Origin of the sequence: Mycolicibacterium neworleansense, from assembly GCF_001245615.1 — a bacterium.
Lineage (GTDB): Bacteria > Actinomycetota > Actinomycetes > Mycobacteriales > Mycobacteriaceae > Mycobacterium > Mycobacterium neworleansense.
The window spans coordinates 1,109,121-1,132,305 of the sequence record NZ_CWKH01000002.1 but is presented as its reverse complement, the minus strand read 5'-3'; the positions used below and the strand labels follow the sequence as shown (position 1 = coordinate 1,132,305).

The 23,185-nt window shown below is 67.1% G+C and carries 23 protein-coding genes; 15 read left to right on the top strand and 8 right to left on the bottom strand.

Annotated elements, in window-relative coordinates; all coding sequences use genetic code 11:
- Positions 1-32: 32 nt before the first annotated feature.
- On the top strand, positions 33-716 hold the full coding sequence (locus BN2156_RS21025) for a cutinase family protein (RefSeq protein WP_162490906.1): 684 nt from the start codon (positions 33-35) through the stop codon (positions 714-716).
- Here the strand turns inward: BN2156_RS21025 and BN2156_RS21020 are convergent.
- The gene (locus tag BN2156_RS21020; protein WP_090517537.1) at positions 667-1,524 is read right to left on the bottom strand and encodes an adenylate/guanylate cyclase domain-containing protein; all 858 of its coding nucleotides are present in this window, start codon (positions 1,522-1,524) and stop codon (positions 667-669) included. The two genes, BN2156_RS21025 and BN2156_RS21020, sit on opposite strands and share 50 nt — an antisense overlap.
- Before the next feature lie 88 nt (positions 1,525-1,612).
- Between BN2156_RS21020 and BN2156_RS21015 the strand changes: the two genes are divergently transcribed.
- The 5 genes from BN2156_RS21015 to BN2156_RS20995 all read left to right on the top strand — a co-directional run bounded on the left by BN2156_RS21015 (position 1,613) and on the right by BN2156_RS20995 (position 8,794).
- Entirely contained in the window at positions 1,613-2,086 is a 474-nt protein-coding gene (locus tag BN2156_RS21015) for a carboxymuconolactone decarboxylase family protein (protein WP_090516857.1), read from the top strand.
- 57 nt (positions 2,087-2,143) lie between these two features.
- On the top strand, positions 2,144-4,687 hold the full coding sequence (locus tag BN2156_RS21010; protein WP_090516856.1) for a DEAD/DEAH box helicase: 2,544 nt from the start codon (positions 2,144-2,146) through the stop codon (positions 4,685-4,687).
- Between the two features lie 91 nt (positions 4,688-4,778).
- Positions 4,779-6,965, top strand: a complete 2,187-nt coding sequence (gene helR, locus BN2156_RS21005; protein WP_407661734.1) for an RNA polymerase recycling motor ATPase HelR — start codon at positions 4,779-4,781, stop codon at positions 6,963-6,965.
- Positions 6,958-8,163: an FAD-dependent oxidoreductase gene (locus BN2156_RS21000; protein ID WP_090516855.1), complete on the top strand. Its 1,206-nt coding sequence runs from the start codon at positions 6,958-6,960 to the stop codon at positions 8,161-8,163. The genes helR and BN2156_RS21000 overlap by 8 nt, the downstream gene beginning before the upstream one ends.
- Before the next feature lie 7 nt (positions 8,164-8,170).
- The gene (locus BN2156_RS20995; RefSeq protein WP_090516854.1) at positions 8,171-8,794 is read left to right on the top strand and encodes a TetR/AcrR family transcriptional regulator; all 624 of its coding nucleotides are present in this window, start codon (positions 8,171-8,173) and stop codon (positions 8,792-8,794) included.
- Here BN2156_RS20995 and BN2156_RS20990 read toward each other — a convergent pair.
- Positions 8,759-9,538: an SDR family NAD(P)-dependent oxidoreductase gene (locus BN2156_RS20990; RefSeq protein ID WP_090516853.1), complete on the bottom strand. Its 780-nt coding sequence runs from the start codon at positions 9,536-9,538 to the stop codon at positions 8,759-8,761. The two genes, BN2156_RS20995 and BN2156_RS20990, sit on opposite strands and share 36 nt — an antisense overlap.
- 78 nt (positions 9,539-9,616) lie before the next feature.
- Complete coding sequence (locus BN2156_RS20985) at positions 9,617-9,982, bottom strand: DUF6766 family protein (protein ID WP_235625425.1); 366 nt, start codon at positions 9,980-9,982, stop codon at positions 9,617-9,619.
- A 164-nt stretch (positions 9,983-10,146) separates the two neighbouring features.
- On the opposite strand from BN2156_RS20985, the gene BN2156_RS20980 reads away from it, so the two are divergent.
- A complete protein-coding gene (locus tag BN2156_RS20980) occupies positions 10,147-10,500 on the top strand; it encodes a VOC family protein (protein WP_090516852.1) in 354 nt (117 codons plus the stop codon).
- Here the strand turns inward: BN2156_RS20980 and BN2156_RS20975 are convergent.
- Positions 10,497-11,393, bottom strand: coding sequence for a LysR family transcriptional regulator (locus tag BN2156_RS20975; protein ID WP_090516851.1), 897 nt, complete (start codon positions 11,391-11,393; stop codon positions 10,497-10,499). The two genes, BN2156_RS20980 and BN2156_RS20975, sit on opposite strands and share 4 nt — an antisense overlap.
- A 75-nt stretch (positions 11,394-11,468) precedes the next feature.
- Between BN2156_RS20975 and BN2156_RS20970 the strand changes: the two genes are divergently transcribed.
- Positions 11,469-12,545 carry an alpha/beta fold hydrolase gene (locus BN2156_RS20970; RefSeq protein WP_162490905.1) on the top strand — a complete coding sequence of 359 codons (1,077 nt, stop codon included), beginning with the start codon at positions 11,469-11,471 and terminating at the stop codon, positions 12,543-12,545.
- A 5-nt stretch (positions 12,546-12,550) separates the two neighbouring features.
- On the opposite strand, the gene BN2156_RS20965 is transcribed toward BN2156_RS20970, so the two are convergent.
- The gene (locus BN2156_RS20965; RefSeq protein WP_090517533.1) at positions 12,551-13,696 is read right to left on the bottom strand and encodes a glycoside hydrolase 5 family protein; all 1,146 of its coding nucleotides are present in this window, start codon (positions 13,694-13,696) and stop codon (positions 12,551-12,553) included.
- Between the two features lie 256 nt (positions 13,697-13,952).
- Here BN2156_RS20965 and BN2156_RS20960 point away from each other — a divergent pair, with 256 nt between their 5' ends.
- Positions 13,953-14,792 (top strand): class I SAM-dependent methyltransferase, encoded by an 840-nt coding sequence (locus tag BN2156_RS20960; RefSeq protein ID WP_210436680.1) that lies wholly within the window; start codon positions 13,953-13,955, stop codon positions 14,790-14,792.
- Here the strand turns inward: BN2156_RS20960 and BN2156_RS20955 are convergent, their stop codons facing one another.
- The gene (locus BN2156_RS20955) at positions 14,793-15,632 is read right to left on the bottom strand and encodes an SDR family oxidoreductase (RefSeq protein WP_090516850.1); all 840 of its coding nucleotides are present in this window, start codon (positions 15,630-15,632) and stop codon (positions 14,793-14,795) included.
- A gap of 209 nt (positions 15,633-15,841) precedes the next feature.
- On the opposite strand from BN2156_RS20955, the gene BN2156_RS20950 reads away from it, so the two are divergent.
- Together BN2156_RS20950 and BN2156_RS31220 are read left to right on the top strand one after the other, a co-directional pair.
- Complete coding sequence (locus BN2156_RS20950) at positions 15,842-16,708, top strand: DUF732 domain-containing protein (RefSeq protein WP_090516849.1); 867 nt, start codon at positions 15,842-15,844, stop codon at positions 16,706-16,708.
- 399 nt (positions 16,709-17,107) lie between these two features.
- Positions 17,108-17,359: a hypothetical protein gene (locus tag BN2156_RS31220; RefSeq protein WP_162490904.1), complete on the top strand. Its 252-nt coding sequence runs from the start codon at positions 17,108-17,110 to the stop codon at positions 17,357-17,359.
- A gap of 132 nt (positions 17,360-17,491) precedes the next feature.
- Here BN2156_RS31220 and BN2156_RS20940 read toward each other — a convergent pair whose 3' ends face one another.
- Positions 17,492-18,307 (bottom strand): L,D-transpeptidase, encoded by an 816-nt coding sequence (locus tag BN2156_RS20940; RefSeq protein ID WP_090516848.1) that lies wholly within the window; start codon positions 18,305-18,307, stop codon positions 17,492-17,494.
- 107 nt (positions 18,308-18,414) lie between these two features.
- Complete coding sequence (locus BN2156_RS20935; RefSeq protein WP_090516847.1) at positions 18,415-18,684, bottom strand: hypothetical protein; 270 nt, start codon at positions 18,682-18,684, stop codon at positions 18,415-18,417.
- 503 nt (positions 18,685-19,187) lie between these two features.
- Between BN2156_RS20935 and BN2156_RS20930 the strand changes: the two genes are divergently transcribed.
- From BN2156_RS20930 to BN2156_RS20915, 4 genes are read left to right on the top strand one after another with little or no spacing between them, the layout of a single operon-like run.
- Positions 19,188-21,767 (top strand): ATP-binding protein, encoded by a 2,580-nt coding sequence (locus BN2156_RS20930; protein WP_159402858.1) that lies wholly within the window; start codon positions 19,188-19,190, stop codon positions 21,765-21,767.
- Positions 21,764-22,219 carry a roadblock/LC7 domain-containing protein gene (locus tag BN2156_RS20925; RefSeq protein ID WP_235625424.1) on the top strand — a complete coding sequence of 152 codons (456 nt, stop codon included), beginning with the start codon at positions 21,764-21,766 and terminating at the stop codon, positions 22,217-22,219. The genes BN2156_RS20930 and BN2156_RS20925 overlap by 4 nt, the downstream gene beginning before the upstream one ends.
- Positions 22,216-22,593 (top strand): DUF742 domain-containing protein, encoded by a 378-nt coding sequence (locus BN2156_RS20920; protein ID WP_090516845.1) that lies wholly within the window; start codon positions 22,216-22,218, stop codon positions 22,591-22,593. Before BN2156_RS20925 ends, BN2156_RS20920 begins: the two co-directional genes overlap by 4 nt.
- On the top strand, positions 22,574-23,158 hold the full coding sequence (locus BN2156_RS20915; RefSeq protein WP_162490903.1) for a GTP-binding protein: 585 nt from the start codon (positions 22,574-22,576) through the stop codon (positions 23,156-23,158). Before BN2156_RS20920 ends, BN2156_RS20915 begins: the two co-directional genes overlap by 20 nt.
- Positions 23,159-23,185 lie beyond the last annotated feature (27 nt).

Sequence of the window (23,185 nt, the reverse complement as noted above, 5' to 3'; positions counted from 1 at the left end):
CATTACTGTTAAAACAGTGGTAGAAGTGATTCGTGGGTGTCCGTAAGGTATCGGCCCTCGCGGGCAGCGCAGCAGTGACTGCGGCCGCCGCGGTGGGCACGATCTGGACGCCCTTCGCCGCGGCTGCACCGGACTGTCCGGATATCGAAGTGGTCTTCGCCCGCGGCACCGACGAACCCGCCGGCATCGGCAACGTCGGCAAGGCGTTCGTCGACACGCTGCGTCCCATGGTGAAAGGCTCGACCGTCGGCACCTACGCGGTGCAGTACCCGGCATCGTGGGACTTCATGAAGGCCGCCGCCGGAGCCACCGACATGAGCAAGCGCGTCCAGGCCACCGCGGCGCGCTGCCCCAAGACGAAGATCGTGATGGGTGGCTACTCACAGGGCGCGGCCGTCGTCGACGTCGTGGCCACCTCACCCATCGCCGGGCTGGGCTACACGGCCCCGTTGCCCGCCGCGGTGGTCCCGCGGATCGCCTCCGTCGTGGTCTTCGGCAATCCGTCCGCCCGCCTCGGCCAGCCGTTGACCCGGATGAGTCCGGACTTCGGTGCCAGGACCGCCGATCTGTGCAACACCAACGACCCGATCTGTTCGCTCGGCCGGGACTGGAACGCGCACATCAGCTATCCGAAGTCAGGCCTGATCAAGCTGGCCGCGCAGTGGGTCACGCGTCATGTTCAGCCGCCGCCTCCAGCGCCCGCTGCTCGGCGCTGAGGACGGGGTAGAGCCGATGGCTTCCGGGCAGGCCCTTCAGTTCCACCTCGCGCGGAGCACCTAGCTGGAAGTCATCGAGGTGCCTGACCGCCTCGGCGACCGCCTCACTGACCAGGATCTCGCCGCCGTCTGCCTGACCGGCCACCCGCGCCGCCATCGCGACGTCGAGCCCGAACAGGTCGTCACCCCGGCGCACCGACGTGCCCATGTGCACACCGATGCGCACCCGGATCGCCTGCCACCGTTGCGCGTTCTCGGCCAGTGCCCGCTGCACATCGGCGGCGAACCGCACCGCGTTCTCCGGATCGGCGAACGCGATCATGAATCCGTCGCCCTGCGTCTTGACGACGTGACCGCCGTGCTTGTCGACCCGCGTCTGCACGAGCTTGTTGTGCTTCTCCAGCAGCTTGACCCAGGCCCGGTCACCCATCGCGGCGTTGTACTCGGTCGAGCCCTCGATGTCGGAGAAGACGATGACGACCCGGCCGTCAGCGGTGAGCCGGGCCAGATCCGGACGCTCCACCTGGGCCCACCCGGCCAGATCCTCGATCGAGTTGCGAACCGTCGCGCCCAGCCCCTTGTTGATCAACATGTCCGCGGTCTGGAACACCGTTTTGATGGCCAACGGCGCCACCCCGCGACGGCGCTTCCGCCGACGGTCCTCGTCCTCGAGCTTCATGCGCTCGATCTCGCGGCGCGCATTGGTCAGCTGACGCCGGCTCACGATGAACAGCACCAGGAACGTGACGAACGCCGCGAACAGCACGACGACAGCCGCCAGCAGGACGAACTCGACAGTGGTCGGCATCGGCACCTGCTGATTATCGCCGCATGTCACATTTCGTCGATTCGAGGTGTCTTGAGGGGGTAGTCACCAACAACATAGGAGTGCACCAATGGATGCTCGTTTGAACCTGTTCGAGAACCGGACCGCCACCAAGATGCTCAAGTACGTCACGTCAGCGGGCAAGGTGATCACGGATTCGGCACTCCCCGAGGCAACTCAGCAATTGGTGGCGTTGCGCGCGAGCCAGATCAACGGCTGCGCCTTCTGCACCGACATGCACACCAAGGACGCCGCTGCCGCCGGGGAGACCCAGCAGCGTCTGCACCTGGTCGCGGCCTGGCGGGAGGCAACGGTGTTCACCGAGGCTGAACGCGCGGCGCTGGAACTGACCGAGGAGGGCACCCGGATCGCCGACGCGGCGGGCGGGGTCAGCGACCAAGTGTGGGCCAATGCGGTCAAGCACTACGACGAGGATCAGCTGGCGGCGCTGGTGTGCCTGATCGCCTTCATGAACACCGTCAACCGCTTGAACGTGATCGTTCAGATGCCCGCCGGCGACTACCAGCCGGGACAGTTCGGATAACGACCGGTCGACCGGGACGATCGTCGGCAGGGGCGGACTGGCACGCTGGTCATCAATATGACCACTCCCCTGCTCGACGATCCGAACGACCTGTCGGCGCTGCGCGCCAAGGGCGACGACGCCGACACGCTGTTCACCGACTTCGCCAGTTGGGCCGAGGCCAACGGCACCACGCTGTACCCGGCGCAGGAGGAGGCACTGATCGAACTGGTCAGCGGAGCGAACGTGATCCTCGCGACGCCGACCGGTTCGGGTAAATCCCTGGTGGCCACCGGGGCGATCTACGCGGCGCTTGCCACGGACCGCGTCAGTTTCTACACCGCGCCGATCAAGGCGTTGGTCAGTGAGAAGTTCTTCGCGCTGTGCGATGTGTTCGGGGCCGACAACGTCGGCATGCTCACCGGGGACGCGTCGGTCAACGCCGATGCCCCGATCATCGCCTGCACCGCCGAGATCCTGGCCAACCTCGCGCTGCGCGAAGGCGCCGACGCCGACATCGGGTTGGTGGTGATGGACGAGTTCCACTTCTACGGCGACCCGGACCGCGGCTGGGCCTGGCAGGTGCCGTTGCTGGAACTTCCCCGGGCCCAGTTCCTGCTGATGTCGGCGACGCTGGGCGACGTCACGTTCCTGCGTGAGGACCTCACGCGGCGCACCGGGCGGACGACGGCTCTGGTCGCGGGCGCGGAAAGGCCGGTGCCGCTGTTCTTCTCGTATGCCACCACGGCGATGCACGAGACCATCGCCGACCTGCTGGAGACGAAGCAGGCGCCGATCTACGTCGTGCACTTCACCCAGGCCTCGGCGCTGGAACGGGCGCAGGCGCTGATGAGCGTCAATGTCTGCACCAAGGAGGAGAAGGCCGCGATCGCCGAACACATTGGCAGCTTTCGTTTCTCGACGACCTTCGGGACCACGCTGTCGCGGCTGGTGCGCCACGGCATCGGCGTCCATCACGCCGGCATGCTGCCCAAATACCGGCGGCTGGTGGAACAGCTGGCCCAGGCCGGGCTGCTGAAGGTGATCTGCGGCACCGACACCCTCGGCGTCGGCATCAACGTCCCGATCCGCACCGTCGTGTTCTCGGCGCTGTCCAAATACGACGGCACCCGGATGCGGCTGCTCAATGCCCGCGAGTTCCATCAGATCGCCGGGCGGGCCGGCCGGGCCGGATACGACACCGCAGGCACCGTCGTGGTGCAGGCTCCCGACCACGAGGTGGAGAACCTCAAGCAGTTCGCGAAAGTAGCCGACGATCCCAAGAAGCGCCGGAAATTGGTGCGCCGCAAGGCACCCGAGGGCATGGTGCCGTGGGGCGAGGCCACCATGAACCGCCTGATGGAGGCCGCCCCCGAAGCGTTGACCAGCAACATGCGGGTGTCCACGGCGATGATCCTCGATGTGGTCGACCGTCCGGGTGACCCGTTCGTGGCGATGCGACGGCTGCTCACCGACAACCACGAGCCACGCAAACGTCAGCTCCGGCACATCCGGGAGGCCGTCGGCATCGCGCGCTCGCTGCTGCAGGCCGGGGTGATCGAGAGGCTCGACGAACCCGAACCCGATGGCCGCCGGTACCGGCTCACCGTCGACCTGCCCGACGACTTCGCGCTCAACCAACCCCTGTCCACCTTCGCCCTGGCCGCGGTCGACGTACTGGATCCCGAACCAGAAGATCCAGCAAGCTATGCCTTGAATGTCATCTCGGTGATCGAGGCCACCCTCGAAGATCCTCGGCAGATCCTGGCCGCCCAGCTGAACAAGGCCAGGGGCGAGGCCGTGGCGCAGATGAAGGCCGACGGGATCGAGTACGACGAACGCATCGAACTGCTCGACGAGGTCACCTATCCCAAGCCGCTGCAAGAACTGCTGGAGCACACCTACGAGGTGTACCGCCAGACCAATCCGTGGGCGGCCGACGGGCATCTGTCCCCCAAATCGGTGGTGCGGGAGATGTGGGAACGCGCCCTGACCTTCCGCGAGTACATCAGCCTCTACGGGCTCACCCGCTCCGAAGGTGCCGTGCTGCGCTACCTGTCCGACGCGTTCAAGGCGCTGCGCTCGGGCGTACCGACGGCCGCTCGTACCGAAGCGCTGGGCGACATCGTCGAGTGGCTGGGCGAGTTGGTACGCCAGGTCGATTCCAGCCTGCTCGACGAATGGGAGCAACTCACCAGCCCCGACCAGCCGCACGACGTGCCGGTTCCGGTGCCGGCCCGGCCGCGCCCGCTGACGGGCAACGAGCGGGCGTTCACCGCCATGGTGCGCAACGCGCTGTTCCGGCGGGTGGAGTTGTTCGCCCGGGCCCGCTGGGATGAGTTGGGCGCGCTGGACGCCGCGTCCGGGTGGACGGCCGAGCGCTGGGCCGAGGTCGGCGACGAGTACTTCGACGAGCATGCCGAGGTGGGCACCGGAGCTGACGCGCGTGGCCCGGCGTTGCTGATCTTCGACCGGCAGCCGCAGGTGTGGCGAATTCGACAGATCCTCGAAGATCCTGCCGGAGATCACGATTGGGGCTTCGACGTGGAAGTCGACCTGGCCGCCAGCGACGAAGAGGGTGCCGCGGTGCTGCGTATCGTGGATGTCGGCCGAATGGGATGACCGGTTGCTGAACCCCATTTTATCGCGGACCCGGGGCCTTGCGGCAAGGCCCCGGTGATGGCGCACAATCGCTGGCCGAACCACACCAAGGATGAACGAGGAGCACGTGCCAGCTGACGATCACGATGTCGAAGTGCAGTCCGAACAGACCTATGTGGACGGGCTCTATACCCGCCTGGACGCCGAACGCATCCGGGTGCGTGACCGCTACCGCACCGCGCTGCGCGAGCACGGCGGCTCCGCGGTGGAACGCGACGCCGAGGTTCGCGCATTGGCCAAGGAAGCCAACCGTCTCGACGTGGCCGACAACGGCCTGTGCTTCGGACGGCTGGAAACCGTTGCCGGAGAACATCTCTACGTCGGGCGCCTCGGCCTGTTCGATCGCGAGGACGACTACGAACCGTTGCTGCTGGACTGGCGGGCACCGTTGGCCCGGCCGTTCTACACCGCGACCGGGGCCAACCCGGAGAACATGCGCCGGCGGCGCCAGTTCCGCACCCTGGGTCGGCGGGTGCTCGATTTCACCGACGAGGTGCTGGGCCGGCCCACCGCGGGCGACGAAGGTGACGAGGACGCCGCACTGCTGGCCGCGGTGAACGCCCCGCGCGGCGCGGGCATGCGCGACATCGTCGCCACGATCCAGGCCGAACAGGACGAGGTCATCCGCAACGAACACACCGGCGTGCTGGTGGTCGAGGGCGGCCCGGGTACCGGCAAGACCGTGGTGGCCCTGCACCGGGTGGCCTACCTGCTCTACACCCACCGTGAGCGCATCGAACGCCACGGCGTTCTCGTCGTCGGCCCCAACGAGGCGTTCCTGAACCACATCGGCCGGGTGCTGCCTTCGCTGGGTGAATCGGATGCGGTGTTCATGACGCCGGGCGACCTGGTGCCCGGACTGCATGTCACCGCCGAGGACGCGCCCGAGGTGGCCGCGCTCAAAGGCTCTCTGCAGATCCTCGACGTGTTGGCCGCCGCGGTCGCCGACCGGCAGGCGATCCCCGACGAGCCGATGTTGATCGAGCTGCCCGATGTCACCGTGCGGATCGACGCCGAGACCGCACAGTGGGCGAAAGAGGAAGCCCGGGAGACCGGGCTGCCGCACAACGAAGCCCGCGCGACGTTCCGCGACATCGTCACCTATGTCCTGACCGAACGGGCCGTGGCCCGCATCGGCAAGGGCTGGCTGAGCCGGCAGGACAAGGCGGCCTGGGAGGAGCTGCGGGCCAGTGTGGTCAGCGAACTCGACGACAACGCCGCGTTCACCGCCGCACTGGACGCGTTGTGGCCGATCCTGACCCCCGAAACCCTCCTGGCCCCGCTGTATTCGTCACCCGAGCGGCTGGCCGCGGCCGGTGCCGACCCGCGGCTGTTCCGGGCCGACGGCAGCGCGTGGACCATCTCGGACGTGCCGTTGCTCGATGAGCTCGTCGACCTGCTGGGCCGGGACAAGGCGGCCGACGAAGCTGCCGAACGCGAACGGCGCGAGGAAGCCGCCTACGCCGCCGGCGTGCTCGATCTGATGATCGCGCGCGAGGATCTGATGGACGACGAGGACCACCTGCTGGCCAGCGACCTGATCGACGCCGAGGACCTGGCCGACCGCTTCCTCGAACGCGACACCCGCGAACTGGCCGAACGTGCTGCGGCCGACCGGGATTGGACCTACGGTCATGTGGTGGTCGACGAAGCCCAGGAACTGTCCGAGATGGACTGGCGGGGGGTGGTGCGTCGTTGCCCACGGCGGTCCTTCACGGTGGTGGGCGATCTGGCGCAACGCCGCTCGGCGGCCGGGGCCCGGTCCTGGGACGCCATGCTCGAGCCGTACGTGCCCGGCCGGTGGATCTACCGGACGTTGTCGGTGAACTACCGCACCCCGGCCGAGATCATGGCGGTGGCCGGTGCGCTGCTGGCCGAGTTCGCACCCGGTGTACAGCCGCCGGAATCGGTGCGGGCCTGCGGTGTGCAGCCGTGGGCCAGGCAGCTGACCGCTTCCGAAATCCCAGCCGCCGTGGACGAATTCGTGCGCGACGAAGCCACCCGCGACGGCACCTGTGTGGTGATCGGCCCGCCTGAGGTGCCCGGTGCGGTGGCACCGTCGGAAACCAAGGGGCTCGAGTTCGATGCGGTGCTGGTCGTGGAGCCGGCGCACATCCTGGCCGACGGTGACCGCGGTGCAGCCGAGTTGTACGTCGCCCTCACCCGCGCGACGCAGCGCCTCGGCGTGCTGCACACCGAGCCACTACCCGACGCACTGAACGGACTCGCCCATGCCTGACACCACCTGCGCGATCGTCGGCGGTGGGCCCGCCGGGATGATGCTCGGGCTGATCCTGGCCCGGTGCGGGGTGGCGGTGACCGTGCTGGAGAAGCACGCTGACTTCCTGCGCGATTTCCGCGGGGACACAGTGCATCCGAGCACCATGCGGATGCTCGACGAACTGGGGCTGTTCGACGAGTTCGGCAAGACCGGCTACAGCAAGGTGGAAAAGGCCGAGTTCCCGGTCGACGGTAAGCCGGTGACCCTCGTCGACTTCCGTCGGCTGCGCCAACCCCACCCGTACGTGGCGATGGTCCCCCAGTGGGATTTCCTCGACCTGCTGGCCGATGCCGGCAAATGCGAACCCAACTTCACCCTGCGCATGCAGACCGAGGTGACCGGGCTGCTGCGCAGTGGCGAACGCGTCACCGGGGTGCGCTACACCAGCCCGCAGGGCGAGGGCGAGCTGACCGCCGAACTCACGGTGGCCTGCGACGGACGCACCTCGGTGGTCCGACGGGAGGCCGGGCTGAAGACCCGGGACTATCCGGTCCCCTTCGACGTGTGGTGGTTCCGCCTGCCCCGGGCCGAAGACGGTCAGTACTCGCTGATCCCGCGCACCGGACCCGGGCGTGCGCTGATCATGATTCCTCGCACCGGCTACTTCCAGGTCGCCTATCTGATTCCCAAGGGCAGCGACGCCGGGCTGCGGGCCCGCGGCTTGGAGGCGTTCCGCGCCGAACTCGCCGAGCTGATCCCCGAGGCCGACCTGAGTGCCCTGTCCTCCTTCGACGACGTCAAACGCCTCGACGTGCAACTCAACCGGCTGTCGCGGTGGTACCTGGACGGCCTGCTGTGCATCGGCGACGCCGCCCACGCCATGTCGCCCGTCGGCGGAGTCGGTATCAACGTCGCGATCCAGGACGCCGCCGCGGCCGCGCGCCTGCTGTACCAACCGCTGCGCGAACACCGGGTCACGACCTCCAACCTGGCCGCGGTGCAGCGTCAACGTGCTCTGCCGACCACCATCACCCAAGGCCTCCAACGGATCCTGCACCGTCAGGTGATGCAGCCGGTGATGGCCGGCGCCGAGATCACCCCGCCTGGCACGCTCGTGGGCATCATGCGACGGTTCCCCCAACTGAGCGTCATCCCCGCGTACCTGGTGGGCACGGGGGTACGCCCGGAACACGTGCCCGAGCCGGCCCGCCGTTAGGTGCAGCGTGGGAGGTAAACAGAATCCGGAACAACGGCGGCGCGAATTGTGCGACGCGGCAATCACTCTGCTGGCCCGCGAGGGCATCAAGGGCGTCACCCATCTGAAGGTCGACCGCAAGGCCGGCGTTCCGGACGGCACCACATCGTTCTACTTCCGCACCAGCTCGGCGTTGATGCAGGCGACGGCCAACCGGATCGCCGATCTCGACCTGGCCGATCTCACCGCGGCCACCGGCTCGGGCACCCACGGTGATGTTCGCGGACTGGCCCGGCTGGTCATCCGGTCCGGCACCGGGGCCCGCCTGATCCGCAGCAAAGCCCGCTTCGAGCTCGCCATGCCGTCGAGCCGCGACGCGGGCCTGGCCGAGGCCTTCAGCCACAATCGGCAACGCCTGTTCGAACTGCACCGCAACGTCGTGGTGGCGCTCTGCCCGGCCGACACCGATCCGGCACTGATCGACGAAAAGGCTTATGTGCTGCTGACTTTCATCAGCGGGCTGATGATGGCCCTGGCCCGCGGCGACCGCACGATCAATTCCGACGACGAGCTCCACGACATCATCACCGCGATCGTCGCGGCAGCCCCGGCCGCCTCACATCGCGAAGGAATAGCCGCCGTTGACCGGTAGCGTCTGGCCGGTGATCCAGGAGCCGTGGTCGCTGGCCAACAGCACCGCCAGGTAGGCGACGTCCTCGGGCAGGCCGGGCCGCCGGATCGGGTAGCGCGACAGAATCGCCTTGGCCTGCGGAGAATCCGCCATCTCGGCCCACAGCGGTTCGGTGAGCGGGGTGCGCATGGTCCCCAGCGCGATGTTGTTGGCGGTGATGCCGTAGCGGCCGTTCTCCAGGGCGATCGACCGGGTCAGGCCCGCGGCGCCGGCCTTGGCCGCCGCGTACACCGCGCCGCTGGCATCCCCGGTGCGTCCCGCATCGGAGACGATCGTCACGATCCGGCCCCACTGCCGGTCCACCATTGCCGGCAGCACCGCCCGCGTGCAATGCAGCACGCCATACAGATTCACCTGCAGGAAGGGATTCCAGTCCGCGGGCGTGGATTCGGCGAACGGCATCCGGGCAGCGAAGCCCTCGGCACCGGCATTGCCCGCATTGTTGACCAGGATGTCGACGTCCCCGGCCGCGCCGATCGCCTGGGTGACCGCGTCATAGTCCGTGACGTCGAACGGCACCGGTACCGCATCGCCGCCCGCTTCTCGCAGCTCCGCGGCCACCGCCTCGGCCCGCTCGGCGCGCAGGTCATTGATCAGTACCGTGGCCCCGGCCGCACCGAACGCCTCAGCCAGGCCACGACCGACACCCTGACCGGCACCGGTGATCAGCACGCGCCGTGCTGACAGGTCGAATTGCAGCGTCATCCTCGGTGGTCCTCCTCGCGGTCCGCGTTTCGGACAACCTAGCCCAGGTCTCTATGTCAGTAGAGACTCGAGGTCGAGTCAGCGGATTGCCTGCTCGCTCTGCTCCTCGCCCGGCGGTGGCGTGGGCAACCCGAGCCGGTCCTGGATGCGGTCGATCTTCGCTTCGATCCGTTCCATGTCGTCGGCGTCGACCTTGAATATCCAGTGCTTGGCGCCGAGCAACAAGATGGCCTGGAAGACGAGCTGCAACCACTCGCTCTGCCAGTTCTCCAGCGTGCTGGCGAAGAAGGTGCTCCAGTACTCCGGCCACAGGAACGGCTGACCGTGCGCGGCCTGCTCGGCGTGAAACGTTTGAAGCTGGGTGACGAACTGTCCGATCCATGAACCGACGAACAACACCAGCAGGACGTACACCGCGCCCCATCGACGGACATGCCGCACCATGTCCTCCTTTGTTCGGGCCGATCAGAATCGTTGTGGCGTCCCGCTTTCCACAAGAAGTCCAGCTAGCTCGATCCGGTACTCATACCCCCGGCGGGAGCAACCGAAACCGGTCTGCCGGCGCGCGTGGCTTAAGCTGAAAACCCGGCCTTGGAGGAGGTATCTCGATGAGCGACCACGACGTACGGATGATCATTCTCTCGACCGACGACCTCGACGAGTCGATCCGCTTCTACACCGAGACGCTGGGAATGCCGCTGAAGTTCCGCGACGGCGCGCATTTCGCCGCGCTCGACGGTGGGTCGCTGACCCTGGCCCTGGCCACGTCGGTGGACCATCCGATCCCCGGCCAGGTCGTCGTCGGGATCAAGACCGCTGACGTCGACGCCGCGGCCAAGGCCATCGAGGACAGCGGCGGCGGCATCATCAAGCACCCGTACGACGACGCGCACGAGCGCCGCGCCGTGGTCTACGACAACAAGGGCAACGGCCTGGTGTTCTACAGCCCGCTGTCTCGTTAGCCGCTTGCCGAAGCCGCGGCGTCGAGCAGCGTTTCGGTCAGCCGCGCGGCGGCCGGGGTCATCCGGTCGACCGGCGGCGCGGCCAGGTACACCTGCCACACCGCCGGCTCGCGCAAGGCGACGGAGCGCAGCTCGTCGAAGCGACGCGCCTCGGAGGCGGGCATGAAAGCGGTGCCCAGGCCGTTGCCGACCAATTCGGCGATCGCGGCGAACCCGGCCGGAACCTCGTACTGCGTGTGCGGCTCCACACCGGCAAGGTGAAACGCCTCGTCCATCAGGCGCCGCAGGCCGAATTCGGGTGGGAACCCGACCAGATCCTCGCCGGCCAGATCCACCAGGTCGAGACGACGGCGGCGGGCCAGCCCATGATCCTCGCGACAGACGAACACCATCGGCTCCTCGAAAAACAGCTTCATGTCCAGCTGCGGCGGAAACCGGTTGGGCAGCGACACCAGGGCCAGATCCAGCGAGCCCTCCAGGAGGGCGGCCAGATAGGCCGATGCCCCGGACTGGCTGAGCCTCAACCGCAGCCGGACGTGGGGGTGGGCCCGGTGAAAGTCACCGAGCGCACCGGCGACGTTGACCGGACCGTAGGAGATCAGCGAACCGAATTCGACTGTACCCATGAGAGATCCACGGAACTGGCCGGCGGATTCGGCTGCCGCCCTGGCCGCGTGGAGCACTGTGTGGGCATGCGCCTGGAACGCCTCACCCGCGGCGGTGAGGCTGATCCGTTGCCGCGAGCGGTCGAACAGAGCGACCCCGAGCTCGCGCTCGAGCTTCGCGATCGACGTCGACAACGCCGACTGCACGACATGCGCGCGTTCGGCGGCACGGGTGAAGCTCATCTCGCCGGCCACCGCGATGAAGTGTTCGATCTGCCGTAACTCCACGGTGCCAGCCTATCTATCCAATGGATGACCCTCATCAGTTGCAATCGTTGGACTTGATGGCAGGCTGCGGGTGAAATGAACGCCGACAGCCCGCGAGAAGGAGCAGCGACGGTGAATGGTTTGAGCAGAAGGAATTTCGGTTTCCTCACGGTCGCCGCGGCCGGGGCGGCGACGCTCGCCGCCTGCGGCACCACACCAACACCATCGCCTTCATCGGCACCGGCTGCCGGAATTCCCTCGAAGCCGTCGCACACCCTGAACCCGGTCAAGCAGATCGACGCCGGCGAACTCAACGTCGGCTACACCGAGGCCGGACCCGCCGATGGACCGCCCGTCATCCTGCTGCACGGCTGGCCCTACGACATCCACAGCTACGCCGATGCCTCGGCACTGCTCGCCGACAAGGGCTTCCGCGTCATCGTGCCCTACCTGCGCGGGTTCGGGTCCACCCGGTTCCGCTCCGCCGACACCGTCCGCAACGGCCAGCAGGCCGCCCTGGCCGACGACGTCATCGCATTGATGGACGCGCTGAACATCCCCAAGGCCGTGATCGGCGGATACGACTGGGGCGGACGCACCGCCAACAACGTCGCCGCCCTGTGGCCGCAACGCTGCGCGGGGCTGGTCGCGGTCAGCGGCTACATCACCGTCAACCTCGCGGCCAACCTGAAGCCGCTGGCACCGGAGGCCGAACTGGGCTGGTGGTACCAGTATTACTTCGCCACCCCGCGCGGTGAGCTCGGCTACCGCCAGAACACCAAGGAGTTCAACCGGCTGATCTGGACCAAGGCCTCACCGCTGTGGCACTTCGACGACACCACCTACGACCTGTCGGCCGCCGCCTTCGACAACCCCGACCACGTCGAGATCGTGGTGCACAACTACCGGTGGCGGCTCAGCCTGGCTCCCGGGGAGGCCCGCTACGACGCCGACGAGGCGCGGCTGGCGGCCAAGCCGGCCGTCACCGTGCCGACGATCACGATCGGGTCCGACTTCGACGGCGCGGCCAAGGACGGCGCGGGCTACCGCGCGCTCTACACCGGCCCCTACGAACACCGCGTGCTCGACGGCATCGGGCACAACGTGCCGCAGGAGGCACCTGATCAGTTCGTCGCCGCGATCGCCGATGTCAGTCGCATGGGTGGGCGCTGACCTCATCAGGGATACGGCCGGCCCGTCAGCTCCCGGATCGTGCGGATCTCACCGTCCCGATACGGCCGTCCATCCGCATGGAACAGGTCGTGGAACCACACGCGTGGAGGCGTCTTGTACGGATGCTCCCAGGAATCCCACGGCAGATAGGTCTGCGTCTTACCGGCCACCAAACCCCAGCTGTAGGCACCGACGTTGTGTCGTTTGGCGATCGGCAGCACGCCCTCGACCGTGCTGCCCTCACCGCGGGCCAGGTATTCGGTGCACAGGATCGGACGCCCCATGGGCGCCAACTCGCCGATCCGGGCCTCGAATCCGGCCGGATCGTCGTAGCTGTGAAACGTCAACACGTCCGAGAGGCCCAGCTGGATGTTCGCCATCGCGCTGCGCTTCTGCGGGTCAGCCCAGGCCCCGTCCCACACCCCGCTGGTCAGCGGCTGCACGGGATTGACCGAACGGGCCCAGGAGAAAACCTCGGGCAGCAGCTTTTCGATCAGGCCGACCTTGTCCTGCCGTTCGACCTCGCGGTAGGTGGCCGCGGGATTGTCCGGCTCGTTCCACAGGTCCCACCCCAGTACCCGCTCGTCACGACGGAATTGGCTGATGACACCGACGACATACTCACGCAACGTACGCCGGTACCGGCGGTCGTCGAGGTTCTGGGCGCCCGGGCTCTGCACCCACACCGAGTTGTGTATGCCGGGCTGTGGCCGGCGCTGGCGCCCCAGCCGGGGAAAAGGATCCCAACACGAATCGAACAGCACGAACAGCGGTTTGATGCCATGGCTTGATGCCAGGGCAACGAATTGCGCCAGGCGGTTCTGAAAGCCCAGATGGTCCTGGGCCCACAACTGGTCATGCAGGAACACCCGCACCGTGTTGAATCCGGCCAACCGGGCGATGCGTAACTCGTTGTCGATCCGCTGTGGGTCATAGGTGTCGGGCTGGAACATCTCCAGCTGATTGACCGCGTTGGACGGAATGAAGTTGGCGCCCACCAGCCAACCCTGCGCGGCATACCAACCGTGCGCACGCTCGGGTGACCAGCGGGCCCCATGGCCGTCGACCTGCGCATCGGCCCGCGGCGCCCTTCCCAGAGCCGCGGCTACCGTCATGACCAACGGAACCTTGAACGCGGCCCTACGCGCCATCCGGGCGTGCATGACGTGCCTGATGTGCTGCACCGAGCTACCAAACAACCTGGCTCCCTTATGGTTTCGTTTCCAACATCGGCACTTCCGGGTTTGCGGGTCGTGAACATGCCTACCACTCGAGGTGTACCCGAAGCAGACCGAGCCTGCACGGCACGGCGCTGTGGTTTGGGGTTACCGGTGACGGGTACCTGGTCACGGTGAGCGACCGCATCGCACAGGCACTGGCCGGATAGCCCCCGGTAGCGTTCCTGTGGTGGATGTCCCAGACGACGGCCGAGTCGACGCAAGTGCCCTGACCGGGGTTTCGGAAACCGCACTGTTGACCCTCAACGGACGGGCCCATCAGGCCCGCCATCCCCATGCCATCATCGACGACCCTATGGCCATCGAACTCGCCGATTCGATCGACTTCGACTTCGACAAGTTCGGCCGGCGCAAGGGCCAGGAGATGGCGCTGCGCTCACTGGCCTTCGACCAGGCCGCCCGGCGGTACCTGAGCGACCACCCGTCGGCAACCGTGGTCGCACTCGCCGAAGGTCTGCAGACGAGTTTCTGGCGACTGGATGCGGCGCTGCCGGCTGCGCGGTTCCGTTGGCTCACCGTTGATTTCCCGCCCATCATCCAATTGCGCGAGCGGCTGCTGCCCGCGTCCGACCGCATCAGGGTGCGGCCGCAGTCGGCGCTGGACTACAGCTGGATGGACGCGGTGGACCGGACCGAAGGGGTATTCATCACGGCCGAGGGCTTGCTGATGTACCTGCAGCCCGAGGAAGCGCTCGGCCTGATCGCCGAGTGCGCCCGCCGATTTCCGGGCGGCCAGATGATCTTCGACCTTCCCCCCGTGCTGGTGAAGAAGTTCGCGCCGAAGGGCATGCGATCATCGCGGCACTACCGCGTGCCACCGATGCCGTTCAGCCTGTCACCGGCGCAGCTCGCGGACCTGGCGCACACCGTGCCGGGCATCAAGGCAGTGCACGATCTGCCGATGCCGCGCGGACGCGGATGGTTCTTCCGCACCGCATTTCCGGCGTTCTGGCAATTCAAGCCCACGAGACAGATTCGCGGGGCCTACACGCTGCTGGAATTCGGCTGACTAGCCGCCGGTAGCGGCCAGTCGAGCGCGTTCACGCATCGAGGCGACGACGCCGCCGTCGTTGAGGATGTCCGTACCGGTGAGGTAACCGGCACGCTCACTGACGCAGTAGGCCAGCAGGTCCGCCATCTCCTCCGGCTTGCCCCACCGCGGCACCGCGGCGTCGGCAACCATGGCTCCCGCCCCGGCCTGCTCCTCCAGCCGGCCCATCTCGGTGTCGATGGAGCCGGGCGAAACGGAGACGATGCGGATGCCGCGACCGTTGAACCGCTCGGCCTGCGACGAGCTGTACCACTTCACGAACGCCTTGCTGATCGCGTAGGAGAAACCCGACCGCATGTCTTCGGGAGCGATGGCGCACGCCGCGAGCATTTCGGTGAGGAATCGGTCCTGGTCCTGCAGCGCCAGCGGAAAATGCTGCGCCGGGATGACTTCCTCGGGCAACAGGTGCGCCGCCATCGATGCCACGTTGACGATGGCCGCACCCTCGGCCGCGGACGCGAAAAAAGACTCGTTCACATGCAACGTGCCCAGCGCGTTGGTCCTCATGACGTATTCGGCGTCACCCATGCTGGGGCTGACCCCGGCCGCATGGACCACAGCGCTGAGCGTGCCGAGCCCGGCCGCGGTCTCGAACAGCCGGTCGACGGCCGCCCGATCGGTGACGTCGGCGTTGACGATCGTGGCGGTGATTCCGAGGTCACCCAGGGCGGTGGCGGCGTGGTCGAGACGCTCCTGCCGCACATCGCACAGCACCACCGGCTGGTCCCGCCCGACGACCTTGGCCGTTGCGAGTCCCATACCACCTGCGCCGCCTGTGATCACCGTCACCCGTGTCATGAGTAGCACGGTATACGGCGGGTCCGCAGTCGCGCAGTGAGGGTGTCATGCACCTGCTCAGCATCGTCATTACCGCAATTTCCGGGCAACCAATGTGAACGGCACCGCTGTGCGGGCGCGCCGACCGGCATATAACCAATAGTGATGTCAGATGGCCCAACGATGACGCCGGCGACCCGTTGTCGATCACCCGAGGCGGGTCGTGGGATATGACGTGCCCGTATTGCGGTTCCCCGCTCGACGAAACCGAGACCTGCGGTCGCTGCGGGCCGATCAAGGCGACCGCGCCGACCGGCTGGCGCCCGGACCCCACCGCTCGCCACGAAGGCCGGTACTTCGTGACCGGGCATCCGACGAATCGCGTACGCGACGGCAGGACCACATCGAGCGACCCGGCCGGTGGGCGGATGCTGCCCGATTACCTCGAGCTCAAGACCTCCGGCATTCGGTCGACCTGGCTGGGCACCAGCGCCGCGGCGGCGATCATCGTGATGACCGCCGCGGTGGTGTGGGTGCTGCTGATGGCGGGCCGCCGGCCGCCGCCTCCGCCGGAAACCGGATACCTTGCGGCACTGAGGGATGCCGGAGTCAGCGACCAGTTCAATTCGGATGCCAATGCCGTCGCCCACGGGCGGCAGGTGTGCCGGCACCTCGAGGACGGCGAACCGCAACAGGGCCTCCTGGCCGACAAGATCGCCGTCGACACGTTCTGCCCGCATTTCTCCAAAGGCTTCCACGTGCTCGAAAAGGCGACCATCACGGGCACTTTCGTCCTCAACGACAACGCGGGAGCAGCGGGCATCGTCTCCGACGGAGCGACATGCCAGGGAGCCAACGGGTACTCCGACGTCAATCCCGGCACCCTCGTCACCGTGAAGAACGGCAAAGGAGAAGTGCTCGCCAGCACCACCCTGGGGCCCGGCAAGAGCGGAAACGCCAACTGCACCTTCTCTTTCACCGTGCCGCTGACCGAAGGTCAGGATCGCTACGTGCTGTCCGTCGGGCGTCGTGGCGAATTCAGCTATACCTTCGAACAGCTTGTGGCCAAAGGCATTCTGATGCAGCTCGGTCACTGAGCTTTGCCGAAATCGCACCCTGGCGAAGAGTTGAGCCGTTTCCGACCACCGCCATATCACGGCGCACGCTATCGGTTGGATACGAAGCGGTCACGACTACGGCTCGCTCACATGTCAACCCCGTATCCATCCGAACACTTGTGTAGACATCGATTTCAGACAGTTCTACGGTTCAGCTCGGCACAATTTTCATCGATGTAATTTTCCGCACGAATCGAAGGAGCTGATCGGGGATGGCCACCTTTGCTCGCTTCACGGTCAAAACTGTTGTCAGCGCAGGACTGTGCGTGACCGCAGCCGCAACCGCAATAGCTCTCAGCCCGCAAGCGGCGGCGGTGCTGCAACTCAAGACGGGCGGGTACAAGTGCGCAGCCGGCGCTGCCGGCGGCGGTGCCTCCGGTGCCGCTCGCACCGCCACCGGTGGCCGCCCCGCCGGTACCGCTCGCGCCCCCTCCGGTACCCGTTCCCCCGGTCCCCCTGGCACCGCCTGTGCCGGTCGTACCGGCCGCCGCCCCGGTCCCCGCCGCAGCGCCCATCGCTGCCCCGGTGGCCGTGGCCGCCGGAACCGGCAAGGGTGTGCCCACCGTTTCACCCGGGGGCGGCCCGGTCGCCGGGACACCCACCCTGCCCGGTCCGGCGGACGGTTCCTAGGCGGCTGGGTCCGCCGATCACCACGTAGCGTCAGCAAAAGGCGCCTGGCTTGCGAGCCAGGCGCCTTTTGCGTTGCCTTGTTTCCGTTGTGTCCCAGCAGGATTTGCTACTCCTGCGGCTCCGCTACACCGGCTATTCCTGCACGATCACCGGGTCGCCGACGTTGACCGTGTTGAAGTACCACTCGGCAGCCGCCGGGATCAGGCTGATGCAGCCATGGCTGGTGTTATCCAGGCCCATCGACGGCACGGCCCACGGCGCGGAATGCACGAACAAGCCGCGATGGGTGAAGCGGACGGCGTAATCCACATCCAGGAGGTAGCCGTCAGGCGCATCGACGGGAATGCCCACGCTGCTCGAATCCATCCTGACCGTGCGGTCTTTCCCCAGGACGGTGTAGGTGCCGACCGGGGTCGGGTATTCGGGACGGCCCAACGAGGCCAGAAGTACACCCGGTTCGCCGGCGTGGGGCAGGTGATGGGGCGCCGGCAGAGCGATCGGCGGGTCTTCACCGAGACCGTCGATGGTCACGGTGAAGGTGTGATCGGAGATGTCGGCAACGCCGATAACGGCTGGGCCGGTTTGGAATTCCGTCCGCATGCCGCCGACCGACAGCATCACCGTGCTGTGGGCGGGCCAGAACTGTGCCGGTGTCCATGACAGGACCTTGGCATCGAGCCACTCGTAGCTGCCCGTGCGTACCGGCGTGGACTTCAGGCCGAGGGCACGTTCCACCGACGACCGGTTGGTGATGGTGACCGGGTTCTTGAACGTCACCACCACGGGATGGCCCACACCGACGACAGCGCCTTCGGACGGCGCGATCGATTCGATCGTCGACCTCAACGGCAGGCTGGCCGCCGCCGTGTCGACACTATCGGTGCCTCCCGAGAAATAGGCCATGGCGACCACGACCACAACGAGAACACCCTGAACAACCGCGCGCATCAATTCGATCCCTCTGCGATGCCCCCATGATCTTGAACGTTGTCATGGTATTGGCCCGCAGCCGCCCGAATGTGTAGTCACACGTAGGCAATTCGGTCAAGCGTTCGTCACGTTTCGGCCACGGCGTCCGCGCCGGCCGCGTTCAGCTTCAGCACCCGCGCACAGGACAGCGGGGTCACCAAGGCGTTGGTCCGCAGACCCGACGTCGTCGGGCGCTGAGATTCCAGCTCCGAGGCGTCGCCTTCACTCTCAAGGCGATACGACGACGGATGCCTGCGCTTGGCCGCGGCGAGCTCATTGGAGTACCGCTGCGACGAACACCAGAGCGGGTGCGTCGCCAGCTCGATAACCGTCGAGCCGGCAGCTTTTGTCGCCATTTTCAATGACCTCCAGCGGAGCTTCACGACACTTCTACACAGTGGCAAGCGTGCTCGGCCAAGCTGAGACGATCCATCGAGTTGGCCGTGGACACATTAAGGATCCCTCTTAATGAGCTTTCACACACTGAAAGACCCGCGACAGAGACGTATTTCACACTCTCGGATTTGACATTTTTCTTCGCCATGTTTGCTGTTTCCGCGGGCCCGTGCGACTGATCGAACGATCAAGATCATCGCCGGCGACGATGCCAGCTACCGGGCGGCCGCAATCGCAGCATCTTCTTACATTCGACGGAAACCCGCATGTAGGCGCCGCGCACAAATTAAGGAAGCGCGCCAGCGAACGCGCCGCCATTAGCCCCGTCGATGCAGAATCGTTACCTATCATTTACCCTGTCCCGTGGCCGAGCTCGCCTGCTGGAACGTCAATTAGCTCGGTGAAGGGTGGTACGGCTGTGGATGCACATGATCCGAGCGTCGGAGAACATGCGCGTCCGACCGTGACTCGGGCGTCTCGCGCAGCGATCGAGAGCTGGCCGCTGCGATGGAAAGTGGCCGCGACCTTGGTGCTGCCGATCCTGCTCGCGGCGACGTTCGGCGCGGTTCGCATCTACAACGAACTGTCCGCCGCCTCACGGTTGAATCTCGCCTCCGACAATGCGGTGATCGTCGTGCCGGCAGTAGAGCTGGTCGACCGGCTCGACGGGCTGGCATACGCGGCCGCGTCGGGCGCACCACTGGAGGAACCTCTCGCTCAGTTCGACGAGAGCGCCAAGACCCTGGACTCGCTGATCAAGTCCGCCGAGTTCGACCAGGCTGTCGCCGCACAGCTGACGACCGCATCCTCGACCGCCAAGACGCTGCGCGACGACATCACCTCCGGCCCATTGCCGCAACAGGTGATCGCCGACCGTGCATCGGACGTGGCCTCCGGCGTGGTCTCCGTGATCGCCGAGACCACCGAGACGGTGGACGACCGCACCGTTCGCCCCCTCGCCGACCAGCTCGTGGACACGCTCGCGGCACAACGGGCACTGACCACGCAGCGCGTACTGATCGCCGCACCCGATTTCGCCGACTCCGACGCACTGCGCGCCGAGGTGGCGGACGCGGCAGGCGCGGAGGCCGCGGCCATCGACCGGCTCACCCGGCTGACGCCCACGGACGAGGCCACGACCTTGTCCAAGGAGTCCGACGTGCGGCGCCACGCCTATACCCAGGCGTCCGGCGACAGCGTGTACGCGCCCGCGTTCACCGATGCCATGCGGGCCAGCGGCGAGGCGTACCGCGCGATGACGCAGCGGCTGGCCTCCGACCTCGACGGCACCCTGCACCACCGGGCCAACGCGTTGCGATCCGACGCCCTGCGAGACACCGCGATCATCCTCGGCGCCGTGCTGGCCGCACTCGTCTTCGCACTGGCCGTCGGCCGCTCTCTGATCCGGTCGATCGGCCGGCTGCGCCAGGGCGCGCTGCAGGTCGCCCAGGTCGAGCTGCCCGAGGAGATCGAACGCCTCAGCAAGGGCGGTGGCATGCCGGAGATCCAGGCGCTGCCGTTCCGTACCAACGAAGAGGTCGGACAGCTCGCCCGCGCGATCGACGACATCCACTCCCAAGCGGTCCGCCTGGCCAGCGAGCACGGGGTGCGGCTGCAGATCGGCGACATGTTCGAAACCCTGTCCCGCCGAAGCCGGTCGCTGGTCGAAGAGCAGCTGGCACTCATCGAGACCCTCGAGCTCGACGAAGAGGATCCGGTCCGTCTCGACCACCTGTTCCGGCTGGACCACCTGGCGACGCGCATGCGCCGCAACGGCGACAACCTGCTCGTCCTCGCCGACACCGTGGAACGCCACCGCCAGTCCCCGCCCGTCGCACTGCCCGACATGCTGCGCGCCGCGATGTCCGAGGTGGAGGAATACCGCCGGGTGCAGGTCGGGCACATGGCCGACGTCTCGATCGCCGGCTCGGCCGCGAGCGATATCGGCCACCTGATCGCCGAGCTGCTCGACAACGCACTGCGCTACTCGCCGCCGGACTCGCCGGTGATGGTGACGGTCGGACGCGCCGTCGACGCCGGTCTGCTGGTCGAAGTCGCCGACCGTGGCCTCGGCATGTCCAAGGAGGACCTGACCGCCGCCAACGAACGCCTCGCTCTCGGTGGTGAGGTGACCTCCGAAACCGCCAAGCGAATGGGTCTGTTCGTGGTCGGCCGGTTGGCGCGACGTCATGAGGCGACCGTGCGGCTGCGGACCACCTCGGCCTTGACCGAGCGGCCCGGTGTGACGGCGAGTGTGCACCTTCCCGGCACGCTGGTGTCGCCGATCGGAATGGGCGAGACCCTCGATGAGCTGCGGACCGGCTCGTTTACCGAATCGCGGCCGCGGCCGTCCGGCCACGGGCGCGGGGGCGCCGCCACCGGGATACAGGCCGAGGCCACCGGCTCCCCTACCGCCTCGCCGCACACCGAACGCCGATCTGATGCCCCCGTCCAGGCGACCGCCAGCGGACTGCCCAAGCGTTCGCCCGGTGCCAGTGGCGTGAACGGTGCTCCCGCCCCCGCGAACGGACTGGCGGCGCCCGCTCCGGCTCCCGAGGAACCCGAACGCCAACAGCGCGGCAATCCGCTTTCCTACTTCACCTCGGGCAACGCCGGCTCGGGGGCCGCCGAACCGGCGACGCCCGAGCCTGCGCCGGCCAGAGAATCCAGTTGGGTGGATATCGAGACGGAGAGTTTGGAGAGTGCGCCCATCTTCGAGCGGATGGCGTCGGAGTGGCTGATGGATCCGACAGCACCCGAATCCCGCAACCGGGTGTGGTCCAGCGCCGCCGACGCCGGCTGGGCCGCCGCGGCAAAGGCCGTCGAACAGGAACCGAAGCGGCACACCGCATCCGGGTTGCCGATTCGTGAACGTGGAGCGCGCCTGGTGCCGGATGAGGCAAGATCGGAAACCCAGGCGAGGGCCGACGGCGGGAATGATCCCGCGGCAATCCGAGACGTCCTGAGCCGACAGCTGGCCGGCGTACGCAGGGGCCGAGCCGAAACCGATGCAGCACACAGCCGAATCGAAGGAGATCGATGAACACCGGCACGCAATCACATGACCGGTCCGCGGGCTCTGCTGCAACACCGAGAAGTACCTCAGGCACCCTCGACTGGTTCGTGTCGAACTTCGTGCGTGACGTGCCGGGTGTCTCGCACGCGATTCTGGTGTCGGCCGATGGCCTGCTGATGGCCTCGAACTCCCACCTCCCGGCCGATCGTGCCGAGCAATTGGCCGCTGTCACGTCCGGTTTGGCCAGCTTGTCGACCGGCGCGGCCCGGTTGTTCGAGGCCGGGAACGTGCGCCAGTCCATCGTCGAGATGGACGACGGGTTTCTGCTGCTGATGGGTGTCGGCAACGGCTCGTATCTGGCCACCCTGGCGTCGATCTCGTGCGACATCGGGCAGGTCGGGTACGAGATGGCGTTGCTCGTCGACCGGGTCGGCAAGACCGTCGAGGCGACGCCGCGCGCCACGCATGGAGCTCGATGACCCTGAGCATGGACAAACCCGAGCAGCCTCGGTCCGCCAGTCGCGCGCGGCCGTACACCCTGACCGGCGGACGAACCCGTGCCCGCGTCGAGGTGCCGATCGAAGCTCCGGTGGAGGCCCTGCTGTCCTCCGGAGAACTCGACTGCGCGCCTGGCGACATCCCCGCCGTCATCGTCCGGTTGTGCGACACCCGACCGTCGATCGCCGAGATCTCCGCGTACGCCGGGCTGCCCATCGGGGTGACCCGGGTACTGGTGAGCGATCTGGTGGACAGCGGCCACCTGCGTGTTCACGCCACCCTGACCGACCGCTCGACCGTTGCAGAACGGCGCCTACTGATCGAAAGGACCCTCAGTGGATTACGCGCACTCTGACTCCGGCCCCACGGTGTCGTCGACCAAGATCGTGATCGCCGGCGGCTTCGGCGTCGGCAAGACCACGTTCGTCGGCGCCGTGTCGGAGATCGTGCCGTTGCGCACCGAGGCCCTCGTCACGAACGCCTCGCAGGGCCACGACGACCTCGAGGCCATCCCCGGCAAGGAAACCACCACGGTCGCCATGGATTTCGGCCGTATCACGATCGCCGACGATCTCGTGCTGTACCTGTTCGGCACACCCGGGCAGCGGCGGTTCTGGTTCATGTGGGACGACCTGGTCCACGGCGCCATCGGCGCGGTGGTGCTGGTCGACACCCGCCGGCTCGAGGACAGCTTCGCGGCCGTCGACTTCTTCGAGGCCCGCAGCCTGCCGTTCCTGATCGCCGTCAACGAGTTCGACGACTCACCGAGCTACAGCACCGAAGAGCTGCGTGAGGCGCTCTCGGTGTCCCCCAATGTCCCGATCATCAATGTCGATGCACGGCAACGTGAATCGGCGAAGAACGCGCTGATCGCCATCACCTCGTTCGCGCTGGAACGCCTTCCGTCGACTACTTCCTAGATCCCCTCAGCCCCGTCAGTCACACAG